Annotated in this window: 17 protein-coding genes and 1 pseudogene; 9 read left to right on the forward strand and 9 right to left on the reverse strand. The window is 59.2% G+C overall.

What is annotated here, in order from left to right; genetic code table 11:
* Positions 1–138: 138 nt before the first annotated feature.
* Together PRJ_RS28975 and PRJ_RS28980 are read left to right on the forward strand one after the other, a co-directional pair.
* The gene (locus PRJ_RS28975; RefSeq protein ID WP_010465829.1) at positions 139–741 is read left to right on the forward strand and encodes a recombinase family protein; all 603 of its coding nucleotides are present in this window, start codon (positions 139–141) and stop codon (positions 739–741) included.
* The gene (locus tag PRJ_RS28980; protein ID WP_010799689.1) at positions 725–3,754 is read left to right on the forward strand and encodes a Tn3 family transposase; all 3,030 of its coding nucleotides are present in this window, start codon (positions 725–727) and stop codon (positions 3,752–3,754) included. Before PRJ_RS28975 ends, PRJ_RS28980 begins: the two co-directional genes overlap by 17 nt.
* On the opposite strand, the gene PRJ_RS28985 is transcribed toward PRJ_RS28980, so the two are convergent.
* Complete coding sequence (locus tag PRJ_RS28985) at positions 3,711–5,339, reverse strand: DDE-type integrase/transposase/recombinase (protein ID WP_158682599.1); 1,629 nt, start codon at positions 5,337–5,339, stop codon at positions 3,711–3,713. The genes PRJ_RS28980 and PRJ_RS28985 overlap by 44 nt on opposite strands.
* A 126-nt stretch (positions 5,340–5,465) precedes the next feature.
* A complete protein-coding gene (locus tag PRJ_RS28990) occupies positions 5,466–6,116 on the reverse strand; it encodes a hypothetical protein (protein WP_039615193.1) in 651 nt (216 codons plus the stop codon).
* 513 nt (positions 6,117–6,629) lie between these two features.
* On the opposite strand from PRJ_RS28990, the gene PRJ_RS28995 reads away from it, so the two are divergent.
* Positions 6,630–7,547 carry a hypothetical protein gene (locus tag PRJ_RS28995; RefSeq protein WP_039615192.1) on the forward strand — a complete coding sequence of 306 codons (918 nt, stop codon included), beginning with the start codon at positions 6,630–6,632 and terminating at the stop codon, positions 7,545–7,547.
* Here PRJ_RS28995 and PRJ_RS29000 read toward each other — a convergent pair.
* Entirely contained in the window at positions 7,544–8,545 is a 1,002-nt protein-coding gene (locus PRJ_RS29000; RefSeq protein ID WP_039615191.1) for a DNA-binding protein, read from the reverse strand. The genes PRJ_RS28995 and PRJ_RS29000 overlap by 4 nt on opposite strands.
* 173 nt (positions 8,546–8,718) lie before the next feature.
* On the opposite strand from PRJ_RS29000, the gene PRJ_RS29005 reads away from it, so the two are divergent.
* The 3 genes from PRJ_RS29005 (at position 8,719) to PRJ_RS29015 (ending at position 10,661) form a co-directional block, all read left to right on the forward strand.
* The gene (locus PRJ_RS29005) at positions 8,719–9,627 is read left to right on the forward strand and encodes a site-specific integrase (protein ID WP_039615190.1); all 909 of its coding nucleotides are present in this window, start codon (positions 8,719–8,721) and stop codon (positions 9,625–9,627) included.
* A gap of 370 nt (positions 9,628–9,997) precedes the next feature.
* The gene (locus tag PRJ_RS29010; protein ID WP_052261128.1) at positions 9,998–10,207 is read left to right on the forward strand and encodes an MbcA/ParS/Xre antitoxin family protein; all 210 of its coding nucleotides are present in this window, start codon (positions 9,998–10,000) and stop codon (positions 10,205–10,207) included.
* Between the two features lie 43 nt (positions 10,208–10,250).
* Positions 10,251–10,661, forward strand: a complete 411-nt coding sequence (locus PRJ_RS29015) for a hypothetical protein (protein ID WP_201775113.1) — start codon at positions 10,251–10,253, stop codon at positions 10,659–10,661.
* On the opposite strand, the pseudogene PRJ_RS29020 reads toward PRJ_RS29015, so the two are convergent.
* The 5 genes and pseudogenes from PRJ_RS29020 to PRJ_RS29040 all read right to left on the reverse strand — a co-directional run.
* A pseudogene (locus tag PRJ_RS29020) lies at positions 10,656–10,893 on the reverse strand (type II toxin-antitoxin system HigA family antitoxin); the annotation flags it as partial. The gene PRJ_RS29015 and the pseudogene PRJ_RS29020 overlap by 6 nt on opposite strands.
* 265 nt (positions 10,894–11,158) lie before the next feature.
* Positions 11,159–11,344: a hypothetical protein gene (locus PRJ_RS29025; protein ID WP_039615188.1), complete on the reverse strand. Its 186-nt coding sequence runs from the start codon at positions 11,342–11,344 to the stop codon at positions 11,159–11,161.
* Positions 11,345–11,545: 201 nt separating this feature from the next.
* Entirely contained in the window at positions 11,546–12,334 is a 789-nt protein-coding gene (locus PRJ_RS29030; protein ID WP_039615187.1) for an inositol monophosphatase family protein, read from the reverse strand.
* Between the two features lie 99 nt (positions 12,335–12,433).
* Positions 12,434–12,694, reverse strand: a complete 261-nt coding sequence (locus tag PRJ_RS29035) for a hypothetical protein (protein WP_039615186.1) — start codon at positions 12,692–12,694, stop codon at positions 12,434–12,436.
* Positions 12,695–12,800: 106 nt separating this feature from the next.
* On the reverse strand, positions 12,801–13,256 hold the full coding sequence (locus PRJ_RS29040; protein ID WP_052261126.1) for a hypothetical protein: 456 nt from the start codon (positions 13,254–13,256) through the stop codon (positions 12,801–12,803).
* Between the two features lie 86 nt (positions 13,257–13,342).
* Between PRJ_RS29040 and PRJ_RS29045 the strand changes: the two genes are divergently transcribed.
* The gene (locus PRJ_RS29045) at positions 13,343–13,630 is read left to right on the forward strand and encodes a helix-turn-helix domain-containing protein (RefSeq protein WP_039615203.1); all 288 of its coding nucleotides are present in this window, start codon (positions 13,343–13,345) and stop codon (positions 13,628–13,630) included.
* A 370-nt stretch (positions 13,631–14,000) separates the two neighbouring features.
* Here the strand turns inward: PRJ_RS29045 and PRJ_RS29050 are convergent, their stop codons facing one another.
* Positions 14,001–15,539 carry an IS3 family transposase gene (locus tag PRJ_RS29050; protein WP_039615185.1) on the reverse strand — a complete coding sequence of 513 codons (1,539 nt, stop codon included), beginning with the start codon at positions 15,537–15,539 and terminating at the stop codon, positions 14,001–14,003.
* Between the two features lie 100 nt (positions 15,540–15,639).
* Here PRJ_RS29050 and istA point away from each other — a divergent pair, with 100 nt between their 5' ends.
* Both istA and istB read left to right on the forward strand, forming a co-directional pair.
* The gene (istA, locus tag PRJ_RS29055) at positions 15,640–16,665 is read left to right on the forward strand and encodes an IS21 family transposase (RefSeq protein ID WP_039615184.1); all 1,026 of its coding nucleotides are present in this window, start codon (positions 15,640–15,642) and stop codon (positions 16,663–16,665) included.
* Positions 16,662–17,441, forward strand: a complete 780-nt coding sequence (gene istB, locus PRJ_RS29060; protein ID WP_104963083.1) for an IS21-like element helper ATPase IstB — start codon at positions 16,662–16,664, stop codon at positions 17,439–17,441. Before istA ends, istB begins: the two co-directional genes overlap by 4 nt.
* Positions 17,442–17,483 lie beyond the last annotated feature (42 nt).

A 17,483-nucleotide genomic window follows, 5' to 3' on the forward strand; every position in this document is an offset into this window, starting at 1 on the left:
GGTGTCGTAAAACATTTGTTTTGCGACAGGCTGTCAGCCGCCGCTGTGCTACCTGTGCAACACCCCCTCAAAAATGTACGGAAAACTCTATCGCTATTCACTATTATGCGGAAACCTGTTTTTGATGGTTATCCGCCTATGTTGGTTGGCTACATGCGCGTGTCGTCGGACTCCGACCGCCAGAGCACGGACTTGCAGCGCGACGCGCTGCTCGCCGCCGGCGTCGATCCGCGTCACCTGTTTGAGGATCGTGCCTCTGGCGCGAAGGATGACCGTGCCGGCTTGGCGCGGGCGCTTGAGTTCGTTCGAGCCGGCGATGTGCTGGTGGTGTGGAAACTCGACCGGCTCGGTCGCTCGCTGTCGCACCTGCTCGCCATTGTGACTTCGCTCAAGGACAAGCGGGTGGCGTTCCGCTCGCTGACAGAGAACCTGGACACTACGACGCCCTCGGGCGAATTCCTGTTCCAGGTGTTCGGTGCGCTCGCGCAGTACGAGCGCGCCTTGATTCAGGAGCGCGTCGTCGCGGGCTTGGCCGCCGCACGCAAACGCGGCCGGATCGGCGGCCGGCCGCAGGCGATCACTGGTGAGAAGCTGGACGCCATCGTCGCCGCGCTCGATGGCGGCATGTCTAAGGCGGCGGTGTGCCGCAACTTCAATGTCAAGCGCACTACGTTGATCGAAACATTGACGCGAGCAGGTTGGCGTGGTGCGGGAAGGACGGTCGATGAGCAACAAGAATAAGCTACTCACCGTCTTTTCTGACGCAGAGCAGGAAGCCTTGTACGGCCTACCGGACTTCGACGATGCTCAGCGGCTGGAATACCTGGCGTTGACCGAATCTGAACTGGCGTTCGCCAGCAGCCGGCCTAGCCTGCAGGCCCAAGTCTATTGCGTCTTGCAGATCGGCTACTTCAAGGCCAAGCATGCTTTCTTCCGCTTCGATTGGCATGAGGTCGAGGACGATTGCGCCTTCGTGCTGAGTCGCTATTTCCACGGCGAAGCGTTCGAACGCAAGGCGATCACCAAGCATGAGCACTACAGCCAGAGGGGTCAGATCGCCGAACTGTTCGGCTACCGGTCGTGGGCGGCTAGCTTCCTGCCGCAACTGGCACAGCAGGCTGAACAGATCGTGCGGCGCGACGTAATGCCAGGATTCGTGGCCGCCGAACTGATCGTTTGGCTCAGCGAGCACAAAATCATCCGGCCCGGCCACACCACCTTACAAGAGCTGGTCAGTGAAGCCCTGTCCACCGAACGCAGGCGCTTGGGCGGCTTGCTGGCAGAAGTGTTGGACGAATCGGCCAAAGCTGCGCTGGGCCAGCTCCTGGTGCGTGACGACACCCTGTCTCAACTGGCAGCGCTCAAGCAGGACGCTAAAGATTTCGGCTGGCGTCAGATGGCAGGGGAGCGCGAGAAGCGCGCCACGCTGAAGTCCTTGCACGGGATCGCCAAGGCGCTGCTGCCCAAGCTCGGCATCTCGCAGCAGAACCTGCTGTACTACGCGAGCCTGGCGAACTTCTATACCGTCCATGACCTGCGCCACCTGAAGGCGGAGCAGACCCGGCTCTACCTGCTGTGCTATGCCTGGGTACGTTACCGGCAGCTCACCGACAACCTGGTCGACGCGATGGCCTTCCACATGAAAAAACTTGAGGACGAGAGCCGCACGGGTGCGAAACAGTCCTTTGTCGCCGAACAGCTGCGACGCCATCAGGAAACGCCGCAGGTTGGCCGCCTGCTGTCGCTGTACGTGGACGACAGCGTGGCCGATCCGACGCCGTTCGGCGAGGTGCGCCAACGCGCCTACAAAATCATGTCCAGGGAATTGCTGCAAAACACGGCGCAGCGCATGAGCGTCAAGCCACTGAACAAACTGGCGCTGCACTGGCAGGCGGTGGACGGCCTGGCCGAACGCATTCGACGCCATCTACGGCCGCTGTACGTCGCGCTCGACTTCGCCGGCACGGCCCCCGATAACCCATGGCTCGCGGCGCTGACTTGGGCCAAGAGCGTGTTCGCCAAGCAGCAGCGCCTATCACAACGGCCACTCGACGAATGTCCGGCGGCAACGCTGCCGAAACGCTTGCGTCCGTACCTGCTGATGTTCGATGCCGAAGGCACGCCGACAGGCCTGCATGCCGATCGTTACGAATTCTGGCTTTACCGTCAGGTCAGGAAACGCTTCCAGGCGGGCGAGCTCTACATTGACGATAGCTTGCAGCACCGGCATTTGTCCGACGAGTTGGTTTCGATGGACGAGAAAGCCGCCGTGCTCGCGCAGATGGACATCCCCTTCCTGCGGCAGCCGGTCAGTGCCCAGCTCGATGCACTGGCGGCCGAGTTGCGTGCGCAATGGGTGGCGTTCAATCGCGAGCTGAAACAGGGCAAGCTGACGCACCTGGAATACGACAAGGACACGCAGAGACTGACCTGGCGCAAGCCCAAGGGGGAGAACCAGAAGGCGCGCGAGCAAGCTCTCTACGAGCAACTGCCATACTGCGATGTCGCCGACGTGTTTCGCTTCGTCAACGGCCAGTGCCAGTTCCTGTCGGCGCTGACACCATTGCAGCCACGCTATGCGAAGAAGGTAGCCGACGCCGACAGTCTGATGGCGGTGATCATTGCCCAAGCCATGAACCACGGCAACCAGGTTATGGCACGTACCAGCGACATCCCGTACCACGTCCTGGAGAGTACCTACCAGCAGTACCTGCGCCAGGCGACGCTACATGTGGCCAACGATTGCATCAGCAACGCCATCGCCGCACTGCCGATCTTCCCGCATTACTCGTTCGACCTCGATTCGTTGTACGGTGCCGTTGATGGGCAGAAATTCGGCGTCGAGCGACCAACTGTGAAGGCGCGCTACTCGCGCAAATATTTCGGCCGCGGCAAGGGCGTCGTCGCCTACACGCTGCTGTGCAATCACGTGCCGTTGAACGGCTACCTGATAGGCGCACACGAGTACGAGGCTCACCACGTGTTCGACATCTGGTACCGCAACACGTCGGACATCGTGCCGAGCGCGATCACCGGCGACATGCACAGCATCAACAAGGCCAACTTCGCCATCCTGCACTGGTTCGGACTTCGTTTCGAGCCGCGCTTCACCGACCTCGACGACCAGTTGCAGGAGCTGTATTGCGCCGATGATCTGGCATTGTACGAGAAATGCCTGATCCGGCCGGCTGGCCAGATCGACCGGCAACTCATCGTCGGTGAGAAGGCGAACATCGACCGAATCGTCGCCACACTGGGCCTGAAGGAAATGACGCAGGGCACGCTGATCCGCAAGCTGTGCACCTATACGGCGCCGAACCCGACGCGGCGCGCAATCTTCGAGTTCGACAAGCTCATCCGCAGTATCTACACACTGCGCTACCTGCGCGACCCGCAACTGGAGCGTAATGTTCACCGCTCGCAGAACCGCATTGAGTCCTATCACCAGCTACGCTCGACCATCGCCCAAGTCGGTGGGAAGAAGGAATTGACCGGCCGCACCGACATCGAAATCGAGATCAGCAACCAGTGCGCCAGGCTGATCGGCAACGCGATCATCTTCTACAACTCGGCGATCCTGTCCCTGCTGCTGACGAAGTACGAGGCAGCTGGCAATGCCAAGGCGCTGGCGTTGATCACGCAGATGTCGCCAGCGGCCTGGCGGCACATCCTGCTGAACGGGCATTACACCTTCCAGACTGACGGCAAGTTCATCGACCTGGATGCGCTCGTGGCGGGACTGGAGCTGGGCTGACGGAAATTTCTGGGATTCCGGCGTACAACCCCAAATAGCAAAGTTTATTTTTCTTTTCGGTGAGTCGGTCGCAAATGATTTGGTGTAGGCTCATTGTCATGCCAACTTGGTAGGCTGCATCTACTGGATCCAGCGGTTGTATGTTTTCAGGATAAGCTGGATGATATGCCCAAGCTCGTCCCAGATCGCTAGTGTCATATAGGACGCATAAGAACTCAGGCTTTGGCTCAAGTCGTGCAAGGAAGGGAACTGCTCCTGATGTCCAACTAACCTTGTTGATTGTAAGATGCCCATTTGCGGTTGGGGTGGCATGACCCAAGCTCAGGAAATAACGGTCGATGTCCTCTAATGAATATTTTTTTATGGCTATTTCGTCAGCCACACATTCACTCCATGCTTCTTCAGGTGCCATACCTAAGCCGTGGTGAAAATGCTTATGGTAGTAGTTTTCTAGCCAGTCAGAATACACCGACCTTACATCCTCAAGTGTCATCTGAGCGTTCGCCTCTGAATCGTAGTCACCGCGTGCTTCTGGATTGGAAAAGGTGGTGCCAGGCAAACGCTGTGCAATATCTTTCGTCCAGGTTTTGAAAGATGACTCTACGTGGGGTTTGTCATCTGCCTTACCAATTCTGCAGAATTTAACCTCGGCGCCTAATTCCTTCATGATGTCTTTTAATCTCTGTGCCGTGAACTCTTGGCCATTATCAAAAACATATGAGATTGCAAGCCCCCCATAGGTGTTTTCGCAGTGTAGGGATGCTTTGATTGCACGAATTGTTTTGTCGATAGAGGGCGGGTTTAGCGATATGTCCCAGCCGGCGACGCAGGCTGTACGTACATCTAAGAGCTTGGTGAGCCAAGGGCGGCCCAGCACGTTGCCTTCGGAATCTACTACCTCAATATCAATCTGATGACTATCGCCCTCAATAATCTCCAATATCCGTACATTTCTCTGGTACTTAATGCTCCACTTTTGATGGCTCTTTGCGATTCTGGTGCCTCGCTGGGCTTTTTCTACGGTGTAGAAGTCTAGCTCAGCAAGAATACGGTATAGTGTGCTGGGTGAGGGGGAGGTTAATTTGTGCAGGGCTCCACGGTTTTCATTGGTCCTATGGATCGCACCTTGAATATTGTCTATGACTTCTGCCTTGCTTAGAGGGGGGCAGGTTAAATAATCCGTATCAATGTGATAGCGAATTATTTTCTGAACCTCTTCAGGCTGATTAAGCAGTCGGTAGCCGCGTGCTCGGTGAGTTGTTGGTATGAGGGAAATAATGTTTCCGGCGCGCTGCTTATAGGATTTCACCCACTCGTAAAGAGCTGTGTAGCAGGGTGGTTTTACATCGCCGATTTGAGTCGCGACTTTAGATGCAATTGCCTCCGCTTTTTTTTTCGGTAAATGAGGTCCTAACTGGTCGATTAAGGCCGTCACGTAGGTTACCCGCCTTTTCAATACCTGCCGATGCTTTTCGGAGAGGGCGCACATGATTTTGGTCGGTTCGCAGGGGAATGGGGCCTCCTGCGTCTTGATCAAGTCGCCCTTTAGATGGGCACGGCTCAGTCGTTCGAGGCTCGGGTTCATGATTCGCCCGCTGGGCCTGATCGAGCGAAGTTGAACTCTACTGTCCTTCACCTCTATAACTTGAAAAACTTCCCCGAGATAGGAGTATCGCTCTCCCGGGGAGATCTTCAGTGGCTCGTGCATGATTCAGACTCGGCAGACAGTCCTAGGGGTAAGCGGCCTTTCTAGGTCAGCCTCAATCAGGTGGTGAAAAAGGGCAAATGACACGTCGGCGGGATGTGCACCTTGAGCGATGAGCGCTGCGATCGTCGCCTGGCCAAAAAATCTGCCCATGAGTAGATGCACAACTGTAGCGCCACCTTCGGGACTTCCAGCGTAGGCTTGGTGATACATATATTGCAGGTTGTGCATCTTGGCGCGCGACGCAAATCGGGTAAGATCCAGTAGTGCGATTCGTACTGGTATTGTGTCAAATACTGATTCGAGAATTTCAGCACGGTACGGGATAGGGGAGGCAGGGGCATCGGGTCGCACCAAGAGATAAATGCTGTAAAGGCCTTCGCCATTCACCGCGAGCACATCAGGTATGAAGCGAATTTTTGATTTTTCGCTATATAAAACAAAGGGGCGGGGAAGATAGGCTGCTGTTTCCTGATCTTGCTCGAGGTACAGGCAAGCGTGAATCTGAATCAGACTTTCACAAGTCAGCGATGCGTTGTTCTTTCGTGAAGGAAATACGGTAGTAGACTTAATATGGGTTCCCGAAGCCAACGGCTGGGGCTCCACGATTTCCAGTTCTGACTGCAGCACTCGTTTGAAGTCTGTGAGGTTGAGCATTCTTCGACCTCCTCATTCAATGCATGCCCGTATGTTCGCTTCCGTTCCGGAGCTCGAGCTGCCTAAACAGGAGCTCCGCACTCCGACTTGACCGATAGAGGGAATCCCAACCCACGAGCACTAGAGCTGGTTTCGTCATTTAAGCCAACGGCTCCCGCGGCAATAGGCTAGGTGGTCAGCTGAGAGACGCCTTGACGGGCCACTTGTTCATGACCTTATCCCTCTGCTAATGACCTGGTTCACCATCGCTTAGCGATCTGTAGACACATTATGCGCGCCTGTCGCCGTGGCTCCGAGACCCGTTATGCTCTAAGCGAGTTCACAATTTTTTTTCATGGAAGAAAATTATTTCCGCAGGATCAAGGACTTACTGCATCGCTCTTTGATCAGATTTCGCAAATGTCTTCCGCATGCGTGATAACCCTCCTGAGTCGTCTCACCGAGCCTTGTCCAGGTGTTGACACAATGAGCGCTACACTGCGGTAGTTGCGGGTACATGGAGGGTGAGGTGTCATGTCCACGAAAATTGAACTGCCGGCAACCATAAGCACTGCCCAGCAGTGGATCCTCGCAGCTGAAGCGGCCAAGGCGGTTGGCTGTGCAGTGCGCAGCTATGAGCTAGCAGCCTGGCAAGCTCGCAGTGATCCCACCGTAGGGGCCGGTGAACCTATACCGGCGGAGTATCGCAAGCGCTGGAATGCACTGTTTCGTGGTGTGAAATGGCGCAGCACCACGTGGGAACGACTGTATCCGTTGTGCCCGATCCTGCAGGGAGTGCACGACGACATCCTGTGGACGGCGCTGGATCCTGGCATCCCCAGTCAGGTATTCGATGAGTGCTTGCTAACATGGCGCCTGAGCGGAAAGCCCTTGCCGATGTGCTCGCCGTCAACCATGGAGAGCCTGTGCGGGTGTCCAAGCTGGAGGCGTTTGGGCTACTTGCTGATCATTCTGCGTAGCCGGTCGCCTCAGTTCTGCTTGCTACGGTGTTGGGTTAGGAAGAATTTCCTAGCGTACTGTGCCCTGACCAGCCTGCCGCCCTATGGCCACCTGGCAGCACTGGCGCTGTACGATTTGTTCACTCGGCTGTTCCAGGCAGCCCCTCAGGAGACGCCGGACAACTGGCCTGCCCATAGATGGGGCTATATGAAAGACAGAGCCTTGTTTAGGCGCCTGGGACATTTCTTGATTGTACAGCGTTGGGTCGATGGCTGGGATGATCGCTGCCTGATGTGGCTGTGGCATCTGGTCCACAAACGCAACTCGCTACACCTGACGCGCCTTTGCCAGGCTGGGGGCAGCGAGTCAGCATTACTCCTACCGTGGCGTCTGGCAACGTGCGTGGAGAAGGCCCTGAAGGGCGATCAGGATTTTCAGCTGGAGTTCGATTTGCGCGGGCTGCGCACAGCTGGCCGCCGCTCCTCGGCCTAACCAGCGTCTGGCGGCGGATCAACGGCACTCTCGCGCTCTGCCCGTAGTTGGCGGATTAACATATGCAGGGCCGCCAGTTGTTGCGTGTGGCTACGCAGGTCGCGGCGGTCCTGGCGATGCTTGAGTACATACCGCCGGCTTTTTTCTCGAGCCACGGACGCATCGATCTGCACGGCGTGAAGGCGCTCCCGTTGCTCCTGCAGGTCACTTTCCAGCTGCTTCGCGTAGCGTTGCGTCTGCAGCAGGTGTTCGCCCTGCGTACGCAACTCGAGGCCACGAGCCTGCAACGCGGCATTCAAACGCTCCAGTTCACGGTACACCTGGCCGAGCTCCTCCTGCTTGGCCAGCAGCTGACCTTGCAGCCGCCGCAGCTCTTGCTGCAGCTGATGCAACTGCTCCTCGGCGCGGCGTGTTTCTTGCTCACGTTGCGTCAGATGCTGCTGGCGATAATGGTTTAGCGCTTCCCGGGCATGCCGATGCTTATCTTCTAGGGACTGGATATGCGCCGCCCGCTCCTCAAGGAGGCGCTGTAAGCCACGTTCATTCTCGGCCAGACGCTGACGCTCAGCGTCGACCTCGTGCAGGCGGGAGTTCAAGGCCTGCTCCCGGACGAGGCCGTCGCGTCGCTCGTTGTTAAGCAGGGTATGAGTCTGCTGCAGCTGCTCGAAGCGAGCCTGCTCGACCTGCCGTTGCTGCGTAGCGCGGGCCTCTTGCTGCGTCAACTGTTCACGCTCGTGAGCGACTGCCGCCTGGGCGTGGGCTATCAAGCGCTCGGCTAGACTGCTGATATAGGCGAGCAACTCCTCGTCCAAACTGGTGCCGCTGGGCGGTGGCCTCTGCTCTGCCGCTAGCTCCTTCAGGTAACGCTGGATAGTGCTTTTCGAGCCGGTGTTGCCCAGTTCGGTACGCACCGCATCGATGCTCGGTCGCTCTCCGCGGGCGAGCAGGGCGTCACGGGCGCGCCGGACGAGGACCTTGTTGATGCCGCCGCGAGCCATGGGCTTACTCCGACGATTTCGTACTGGTTTACACAGTATGGAATTACACCTGTACAGAGTTAACCTGGTGGCAGGATTTTCGGATGAACTGACGTTCAAGAAGCCCAGTTTCTCGAACGTGATAGGTTCTTCGCTGTGAATGGGCCTTGAATCGCGGTACGCGAGGAGGCAGCGTGGACGATTTAGCCGAGCGCTATCTGCAGGCCGCGCGGCGCGCCAGCACGCAACGGCGTTATGCGCAGGCCATCGAGCACTTCGAAGGGGAGTGGGGTGGGCTGCTGCCGGCATCCAGCGAAAGCGTGGTGCGCTACCTCGCCGCCTATGGCGCGCGACTATCGGGCAGCACGCTGCGCACACATCTGGCGGCACTGGCGCAATGGCACCGTCAGCACGGCTTCGCCGATCCGACCAAGGCTGCGCGGGTGCGCGACACCCTGCGCGGCATTCAGGCGCTGCACCCGCAGCCAGTGCAGCAGGCCGAGGCGCTGGCATTGCAGGAACTGGAAACCTGCATTGCCATGCTGACCGAGGAGCTAAACAGCGCGCGGCCGGCGATATGCCTACGTGCGGCGCGTGACCAGGCGCTGATCCTGCTCGGCTTTTGGCGGGCGTTTCGCGCCGACGAGTTGTGTCGGCTGCAGGTAGAGCACCTTCGGCTGCGCCCAGGGCAGGGGCTGGAAATATTTCTGCCAAGCAGCAAGGGCGATCGCGCCAACCGCGGCCGCTCGTTGCGCGTGCCTGCGCTCAAGCGCCTGTGCCCGGTGGCCGCATATGAGCAGTGGCGCGAACTCAGTGGAGTCAAACAGGGGCCGGTATTTCGTGCGATTGATCGCTGGGGCCATCTGGCGGCACACGGCCTCAACCCCAACAGCGTGTCACGCGTGTTGCGCCAGGCTTTGCTGCGCAGTGGGGTAGACGGCGCGGGTTACACCGGTCACTCGCTGCGCCGCGGCTTTGCCACCTGGGCCAGCCGCAACCGATGGAGCAGCAAGGCGCTGATGGAGTACGTCGGTTGGCGCGACGTGCAGTCCGCGACTCGCTACATCGATGCCGATGCGCCGTTTGGTGACTGGGAGCGATAAGCGGGGCAGGGCCGGTCCGATGGTGTCAAGCTTTGGGGCCAGCGCACTTGTTTTCGCTGGCAGGGCCGGTCCCTGACCGATGGATAGGCCCCTTCAGCCCTGCAGAGAAGGGCGGCCGGCGGGCTTGATGCACAGCTCGTCCAGGGACAGGGTGCCTCGATGTCGTCCGCAGCGAGCGATGGGGGGGGCTGCGACCTCCGGGTTCAGGAACAGGGGCCGTCGCTGGACGGGCGTGCGTAGCAGGCCGAGCGATGTCAAACTCATGGTGATCGCCTCAATTATACTGTATTTATATACAGCAAACAGAGGCGTCGCCTGAGAGCAATGTGCAGAATCTGGACATTGCTATGAGCGAGGAGGAGACCCCGTAATGGAGGACCGCGAAACCGAGTCCCGAGTTCGGGAGGTGCAGGCCCTGGCCGAGCGGGTCTTCGAAGACCGCGCGACCGCGCTCGACTGGCTGGCTAGGCCCAACGCGGCGCTGGGGGTTGTCACCCCGCTGAGTTGCTGTGTGACGGTGGCGGGGGCGCAGCAGGTCCGAAGGATTCTGCGGGCCATCGAGTCTGGCGGGGCGGCTTGATCACCGCTAGAGCTGGAGGTGCGGCATGTGCGGATGTGTAGAGGTGGCGGGACGCTACACGGAAAGCAGCAAGCTGGTGCGGGTCTACTTCCCCAACCCGAAGGCGGCCCTGCCGGTGCTGCAGGCCGACGGTTCGGTGGAGTGGCTGCCCTGGGGGCGGCGCCAGGAGCAGAAGGGAAAACTGCCGGCGACCGGCTGGGCGAGGGTGGACTCGATCAGAGCGGGAAAATGGGCGCGCTTCCATCCTCGGGAGGTGTGGATCGTGGCGGAACGCTTCATGGAGAAGGATCCAGCGGGTGTCTCGCACTGGTTCGATCTGGAGGAAGGCCAGGCCATCGAAGGCCTGCTGGTGGCCGCCGGCGATGAGCGTCGGGTCTACGTGGTGAGCACGTTGCCGCCGCCGGGATGCGAGTCCATTCATGGCCGCTGGCCACTTGTTCGACTCGCAGAATGACTTCTGGTCTGGCTGAGTCACCTTCCGCTGGTCCATGCGGAATTTAGTTGATGGTCTCGATGGGATCTGCAGGTGGCATCGGGTAGTGCTTGGCCTCGTGCCTCTCGATCAGCGACGCCAGAGCATCCAGCTCATTGCCCTCCGGTGTACCAATCTCGGCACCCCACAGCTGCTCCATGCGGGCAAGGGCTGTAGCTAGGTCTTCCTCGGAAAGAATCAGCTTGATGTTCATTGCCCTGTCTCCGCATTGAGCTGATTGTACTGGCCATATCGGCGATGGCTTCCGAGTATGACCGCTGGCCAAAAATCGAGACCAGCCTGGATTGCCGGAGCATCAACGAAAGCGGGTCCGCATTGCCTCAATGGATAACAGCTCGGAGAGGGGAACCGTGCCTATACGATCACACGCAATACGCTCGATGCGGAGATCCTCCAGCTCATCGAGGAGTGCTTGGTAAGCCTCTGCGCTGGGGGTGACGGCTGCTTGCTTGGACTGGTCAGACATCGCTGCATACCCTGTTGGCCCCTGAGAGGCGACCCGCAGGCTCCATCGTTTCGCCATGGGCAAGAGCTGCCTTTATGAAGTGGCGTTGGTTGACCGAAGCACCGCCGCCCAAGCGGAGGGCCTCTTCCGTGAATTTCGCGATCATGGCGTGCTTGTCAGAGACGTTCTTGTGCTTCATGCCTACCTCATGCGGGGTTGTGTCCCGAGACGATAAGTGTCACTGAGTGATTACAGCCACTCAAGCTGAATGTAGCTGCGCTGCCAGCCCGTTTCCTGAGGCCGGCGGTGGCGATTTGAAAGCCTCGCCGTCGTTCGCTTCGGGCGGATGCCGGCTAAAACACGCACGACCGCTTTCCCATTTTTGGGGAGCATGAGGTGCTCAAGACGGGATCGAAAGTCGCTGCCGCCAAGGGCGTGAAGCCAGGAGTTGACTTGCAGCCAAATTGCCACCGAAACAGCAGCGGCACAGAGGTTTGCTCAGGTCGTCGTAAATAATCGGGTAGCCGTCCTGATCAAGCAAGTCGCCGCCAGCCGCCTTGAGGAGGGCATGGCCGGCGACTACGTCGTGCGGATACACGGGGTAGAGCGAAATCCCCGCAATGCCGTCGCCGGCGGCCACCCTGGCGAGGCGATAAGCGATGCTGGGCATCGGGCTGAAGCCTGCGGGTGAACAAAGTTCGGCATTCAGCTCCGGTTTTTGGTTGGCGGCTGTGCTTACGAATACCACCGTAGCGGCGTCGAGTTGCCGTGCAGACAGGTCGGGGGAACTTTGTATGCCATTACGCAGAAGGCCAGTCATGCCTGACTCCCAGCTGATACAGTCCGGCCCACGCGGAGAAATCGGCGCATAGACAACGCCCAGCACTGGCTCGGAGTCCCGAAGCAGCCCCACGGAGATGGCCGAGCCTTGTCGGCCTGCCAGAAAATCGGAAGTGCCATCGTTCGGATCCACCACCCAGCAATAGCGTGCCCCCGTCAGTGCGCTCCCCGTCTCCTCTCCCCAGAAGTCACCTGCCTGCAGTCGTAGCAGCCCCTTGCGCAGCTGGATCTCAACTTCGACGTCAATGTTGGCCTTGTCTCCTTCCCCGCGCGGCCCTCCTGGGCGATTGGCCTCGGCGGCGATAAGCGCTCCGGCGCGCAGAATCAGTGGGATGATTTCGTTCAGCATGGGCAGGCCTTGAGCCTAGGCCTTCCAACTGGTTCAGCGGCGCCCCCTTGGCCTCTCGTCGAGGCAACAACCGAGGAATCCTCGGTTGTTGGAATCAGCTTATTCATCCTTGGACGACTCCTCATGCGCAGACTCAGCCTGCTCCTCGGCGAGTTCGCGCTCCCACTGGGCGACCAGTGCGTCGACCCGATCGGGGATCAGTGGCGTCTTCGACAGGACGAGGCGCGGTCCGTCACCGACCCAAGCCTCGACCAAGTACAGCGAGTCTCCTACTTGGAGATCGAGCCGCTGCAGGACTTCGTCGGGGAGGCGTAGGGCTGGCTCCCCGTCCCAGTCTTCGATCGGCAGATTGATCGGCATGGCTGCAATCCTTCCGTAGCAGAGGTTTCCGCAGGGGGGCGGCGGCAGAGCGCTGTTCGCAGCTCCCACCGCTCAGGCCGACAGTCGAGCGCACTCGTGACAGGACTCAGCTCCTTATCAGCTGCGTGGCCTCGGCAGCTGAGAAAATAGCGCGCTCAGTTCGCAGCTGAGACAAATCAGAGCATGTCCCTTCTATATAGCAATGGCCACCCTCGATCACGTGGACGTAATTTGAGTACCCATCTCTATCGTCAATATCTACACGCAGCTCCTGTAGACGCTCCATTTTCCAGCCATCACTGCCATTCATGTATCCGGGGCTGACTAGCATCACCTCTTCAACCCACATGCGATCGTGCTGCTCGCTGAGCAGCCGCTCAAGCTCTGGTGGGGATGGGATCAGCAACGTCTTGGTGAAGCTCTCGTCACCGGCTACATACCCGATGGTGGTGTAGAACCAGGGGCACCTGAGAGATAGCTCCACATAGCGCCAATGGAGAGAGTTTTCATCCCCAAAAAGCCTTCCCAGAGGCATTTCTGCCTGGCGGTATGTCACAAACATGGCCTTCGCCTCACAAAATGAACACTATAGATTGTAGCTCTATAGTGTTCAATGGGGCCTTATCGTTCCTTTTGCGAGAGCAGCAAATGGAACTGAAACAGGCACTCGGTATCGCCCTGAAGCGACACAGGCTGAGCAAAGGGCTCCCACAAGAGGCTTTCTCGAACGTCAGCAGTCGAACCTACCTGAGCACGCTTGAGCGTGGGCTCAAGAGCCCTACGGTCGAGAAGGTGCATGAGATTGCATCTGCCATGGGGGTTCATCCTCTGACGATCCTAGCTAGCTGCTACCTGCTACAGGACGAAACTCTCAACATTGACGACCTGTTTTCCCGCATTCGCATGGAGCTTATTCAAAGCGAGCAGTCTGCCTGAGACAGCCCTGTCCAGATGCACCTCTACAGGTGGGGCGTGGTCGAGCTGAACTCAACTGAATGGTCAGGGGGGATGAAAATCACTGATCTTAGAACGCGTGGTGTTCCGCGAGCGGCAGCGCGAGGGAGCCGACTTGGCCAAGCGATGTGACGCCTGCCGAGACTGGAAGAATGCCCGTAGCGAAACCAGGTTCGCTGCGCTGTGCTGTCACGCCGAGGCCCATGATCCGAAGGCCGCCCTGGCTCCTGAGTTCGGCATCAGCCGGACCAACCTCTATGATTACCCGCGAACCGGCGAGTAGCAGGCCGCTTCCATGTTAGCGCCGATGTAAAACTGACCCACCGGGGATGCGGACAAAAACTTGGACTGGTTATGCCGCTAAGCCCAGGCTTTCACGATACTCAATGGGACTGAGCGCGCCGAGGGAAATCTTTATACGTTTTTCGTTGTACCAGCGAATGTATGAATCCAAGGCCTGAATGAACTGCTCGATGCTCGTTGACTGCCAGTTGCGAGGATAGAACAGTTCCGTTTTCAGTCGGCCGAAGAAACCTTCACAAGCCGCGTTGTCTGGTGAGCAGCCTTTGCGCGACATCGAACGAATCAGCTTCGCATCAGCGATGCGCGATAACCAGCCGGGCCAGCGGTAGTGAGCGCCACGATCGGAGTGAACAACAGGCCGTTTATCGTTACTGGCCACCGTTTCGATAGCTGCATCCAGCATCGTGTTCACAAGCTCGGCGTCGGGACGCGTGCCGATCGACCAACTGATTACCTTCCCATCGAAGCAGTCGATCATGGGGGACAGGTACACCTTGCCTGCCGGGATCTGGAACTCCGAGATGTCGGTCAGCCATTTCTCATTCGGAGCTAGGGCCGTGAAGTCGCGGTTGAGGAGGTTTTCCGGCGCCGGACTGATCTCCCCGAGGTAGGAACCGTATCGACGCCGTTTCGGCTTGGCGACGACTAGGCACTCCTGCTTCATCAAGCGCTGCACCACCTTCTCTGAAAGGCGCACACGCTGCCTGCTCAACGAAGCTCGCATCCGACGGTAGCCATAGCAACGATGATTGCGCTCGAATATGTCCGCCATGGCACGACGCACTTCGGTGTACTTTTCCGCGACCTGCATTCGGGCTCGATGATAGAAATAGGAGCTTCGGGCCAAGCCCAACGCGTCAAGCAGCTCTAGCAAGGAGTACCTATGCCTAAGGGCATCAGCCAGCAATGTCTTCTCCCGATTGGTCAGGACTTGCCGGTTGATGCCCGTCTCTTTTTTTATGAGTTCATTCGCCCTCATCAACAGGTCATGTTCAAGCTGCAAACGGCGAACATCGAGCTGGAGAGATTCGAGTTGCCGCTGCAACTCCTCTCGTTCCGGTGACGATGAGGGTTCAAGTCGACACTTCATGGATGGGGATACCTCTGGGCCGAGTAGCTGGTTTTTCCAGTTGTACAAGGTCGGCCTGCACACGCCCAGCTTTTGAGCCAGGGCTTTCGCACTTTCTTTTCGCGTGCACAGCGCGATGACCGCTGCCTGCTTCACCGCTGGCGGCCGGGCTAACCCGTCTGATCGACTGACAACACGCGTATGCAACTCGGGGTGCATTTCGTAAATCCAGGCACGCAAAGAATCCCGCGCGGGGTAGCCCAACGCCTTGATGGTAGCGGCGATGTTGCGACCGTATTCGAGATAGTGCTCGACAGCCTTTTCCCTTTGGGCCGGTGAGTACTTCGACTTCGAGTTCTCGTAGCAACGCGGCAGGTCGAGGCATCGCTCATACTCTGCGTGCCAGCTCTTCAAAGAGTTCTTCGTCGGGTAGCCCAACTGACGAATAGTTGCCCCGGTTCGCTTGCCCAGTTTGATGTAGAGCTTGACCGCTCGGATACGGTCTTCGTATGAATACATGAACTACCTCCAGGTAGTCCAAGATTTCCGCCGCATCCCCACCCCAGCGAAGTAAAACTGACCCACCTGGGCTACCGTCGCGGCCTTTTCGAGGCCGCCCATGTTGACCCAGGAGCAAGCAGTGGAGATCAGAGTATTGGCCCGTCAAGGGCACAGCATTCGGCAGATCGCCAAGACGCTGGGCGTGTCCCGCAACACCGTCCGGCGTTACCTCAAGGAGCCTTCCGTCTCGCGTTACTCGCCGCGGGAACCCAGGCCCACCAAGCTCGACCCCTTCCACGACTACCTGCGCGAGCGGGTCAGGCAGGCGCATCCGCTCTGGCTGCCAGCCACCGTGCTGCTGCGCGAAATCCGCGAGCAGGGCTATCAGGGCGGCGCTTCCCAGCTGCGCGCCTGGCTGGCCAAGCTCAAGCCGGCCAGGCTCGACGATGGCCCGGTAGTACGCTTCGAGACCGAGCCCGGCAAACAGATGCAGGCCGACTTCGTGGTCTTCCGCCGCGCCAAATCACCGCTGTCGGCCTTCGTGGCCACGATGGGTTACAGCCGGATGACCTATGTCCACTTCGTGCCGGACGAGTCCTTCGAGTCGGAGCACAACTCGCTGCTGCTGGCCTTCGACTACTTCGGTGGAGTCCCGCAGGAGGTGCTGTTCGACAATATGAAGACCGTCGTCCTGGAGCGCGATGCCTATGGCGACGGCAGCCACCGCTTCCATCCGGGCCTGCTCCAGATGGCCGACGACCTGGGCTTCCGGATCCGCCTGTGCCGCCCCTATCGGGCACGCACCAAGGGCAAAGTCGAACGCTTCAACCGCTACCTGCGCGAAAGCTTCTACAACCCGCTGCATAGCCGGGTGAATGCCGCCGGCCTGCTGGTGGACAGCGGAACGGCCAACCGACTGGTCGGCGAGTGGCTTGCCGAGGTCGCCAACGTGCGCATGCATGCCACGCTCGGTGAACGCCCCATTGATCGCTGGCGTCGGGAGCGCGGGCTGTTGACGCCCTTGCCGCAGGCCCTGCGGCAGGAGTGGGCAGCGTTGCTGGGCGACCGACCACGGCCCATCCCCCATGAGTCCTTGCAGCATCCCCTGTCGGTCTACGAGTCGATCCGGGAGGCCTGCGCATGAACCTGCAACACGAGCGCATTGCCGAGCTGTGTCAGGCTCTCAAGCTCGAACGCGTCGCCGATCACTACCCGGTGCTGGCCCAGCAGGCGGTCCGGGAGGAGCTGAGCTTCAGCGATTTCCTGGAGCAGTTGCTGCGCCATGAGCAGGGCTTTCGCCAGCAGCGTAGCCGCGAACTGCTGACGCGGATGGCCTGCTTTCCGGCGATCAAGACGCTGGAGGAGTACGACTTCGGCTTCAGTCCCGGCGTGCCCAGGGCGCTGCTGCATGAGTTGGCAGGGCTGGCATTCGTCGAGCGCACCGAGAACATCGTGCTGATCGGCCCCTCGGGAGTCGGCAAGACGCATCTGGCCATCGCTCTGGGCTATCGGGCGGCGCAGAGCGGCATCAAGACCCGTTTCATCACTGCGGCCGATCTGATGCTGCAACTGGGTGCGGCCCAGCGACAGGGACGGCTGAAGGCCTACCTCAACCGCGCCATCCTGGCCCCGCGACTGCTGGTGATCGACGAGATCGGCTACCTGCCGTTCGGTCGTGAGGAGGCCAACCTGTTCTTCCAGGTGGTGGCCAAGCGGTACGAGAAGGGCTCGATGATCCTGACCTCGAACCTGCCGTTCACCCAGTGGGCCGATGCCTTCAGCGGCGACGCCACACTGACCGCCGCCATGCTGGATCGTCTCCTGCACCATGCCCACATCCTCACCCTGACCGGAGAAAGCTACCGACTCAAGGACAAACGCAAGGCGGGCGTCATCCGCCAGAACCGTAAACCCGACTGATCCAGGTGGGTCATTATTACTTCGGTGAATCCAGCCCAAAGT

This window comes from Pseudomonas sp. XWY-1, assembly GCF_002953115.1.
Classification (GTDB): Bacteria; Pseudomonadota; Gammaproteobacteria; order Pseudomonadales; family Pseudomonadaceae; genus Aquipseudomonas; species Aquipseudomonas alloputida.

Bases quoted from the DNA above. Each gene is read 5' to 3' on its own strand.
- PRJ_RS28975 (WP_010465829.1), top strand. From the start codon at position 139: ATGTTGGTTGGCTACATGCGCGTGTCGTCGGACTCCGACCGCCAGAGC.
- PRJ_RS28980 (WP_010799689.1), top strand. From the start codon at position 725: ATGAGCAACAAGAATAAGCTACTCACCGTCTTTTCTGACGCAGAGCAG.
- PRJ_RS28985 (WP_158682599.1), bottom strand. From the start codon at position 5,339: ATGAACCCGAGCCTCGAACGACTGAGCCGTGCCCATCTAAAGGGCGAC.
- PRJ_RS28990 (WP_039615193.1), bottom strand. From the start codon at position 6,116: ATGCTCAACCTCACAGACTTCAAACGAGTGCTGCAGTCAGAACTGGAA.
- PRJ_RS28995 (WP_039615192.1), top strand. From the start codon at position 6,630: ATGTCCACGAAAATTGAACTGCCGGCAACCATAAGCACTGCCCAGCAG.
- PRJ_RS29000 (WP_039615191.1), bottom strand. From the start codon at position 8,545: ATGGCTCGCGGCGGCATCAACAAGGTCCTCGTCCGGCGCGCCCGTGAC.
- PRJ_RS29010 (WP_052261128.1), top strand. From the start codon at position 9,998: ATGGAGGACCGCGAAACCGAGTCCCGAGTTCGGGAGGTGCAGGCCCTG.
- PRJ_RS29025 (WP_039615188.1), bottom strand. From the start codon at position 11,344: ATGAAGCACAAGAACGTCTCTGACAAGCACGCCATGATCGCGAAATTC.
- PRJ_RS29030 (WP_039615187.1), bottom strand. From the start codon at position 12,334: ATGCTGAACGAAATCATCCCACTGATTCTGCGCGCCGGAGCGCTTATC.
- PRJ_RS29035 (WP_039615186.1), bottom strand. From the start codon at position 12,694: ATGCCGATCAATCTGCCGATCGAAGACTGGGACGGGGAGCCAGCCCTA.
- PRJ_RS29040 (WP_052261126.1), bottom strand. From the start codon at position 13,256: ATGTTTGTGACATACCGCCAGGCAGAAATGCCTCTGGGAAGGCTTTTT.
- PRJ_RS29045 (WP_039615203.1), top strand. From the start codon at position 13,343: ATGGAACTGAAACAGGCACTCGGTATCGCCCTGAAGCGACACAGGCTG.
- PRJ_RS29050 (WP_039615185.1), bottom strand. From the start codon at position 15,539: ATGTATTCATACGAAGACCGTATCCGAGCGGTCAAGCTCTACATCAAA.
- istA (WP_039615184.1), top strand. From the start codon at position 15,640: ATGTTGACCCAGGAGCAAGCAGTGGAGATCAGAGTATTGGCCCGTCAA.
- istB (WP_104963083.1), top strand. From the start codon at position 16,662: ATGAACCTGCAACACGAGCGCATTGCCGAGCTGTGTCAGGCTCTCAAG.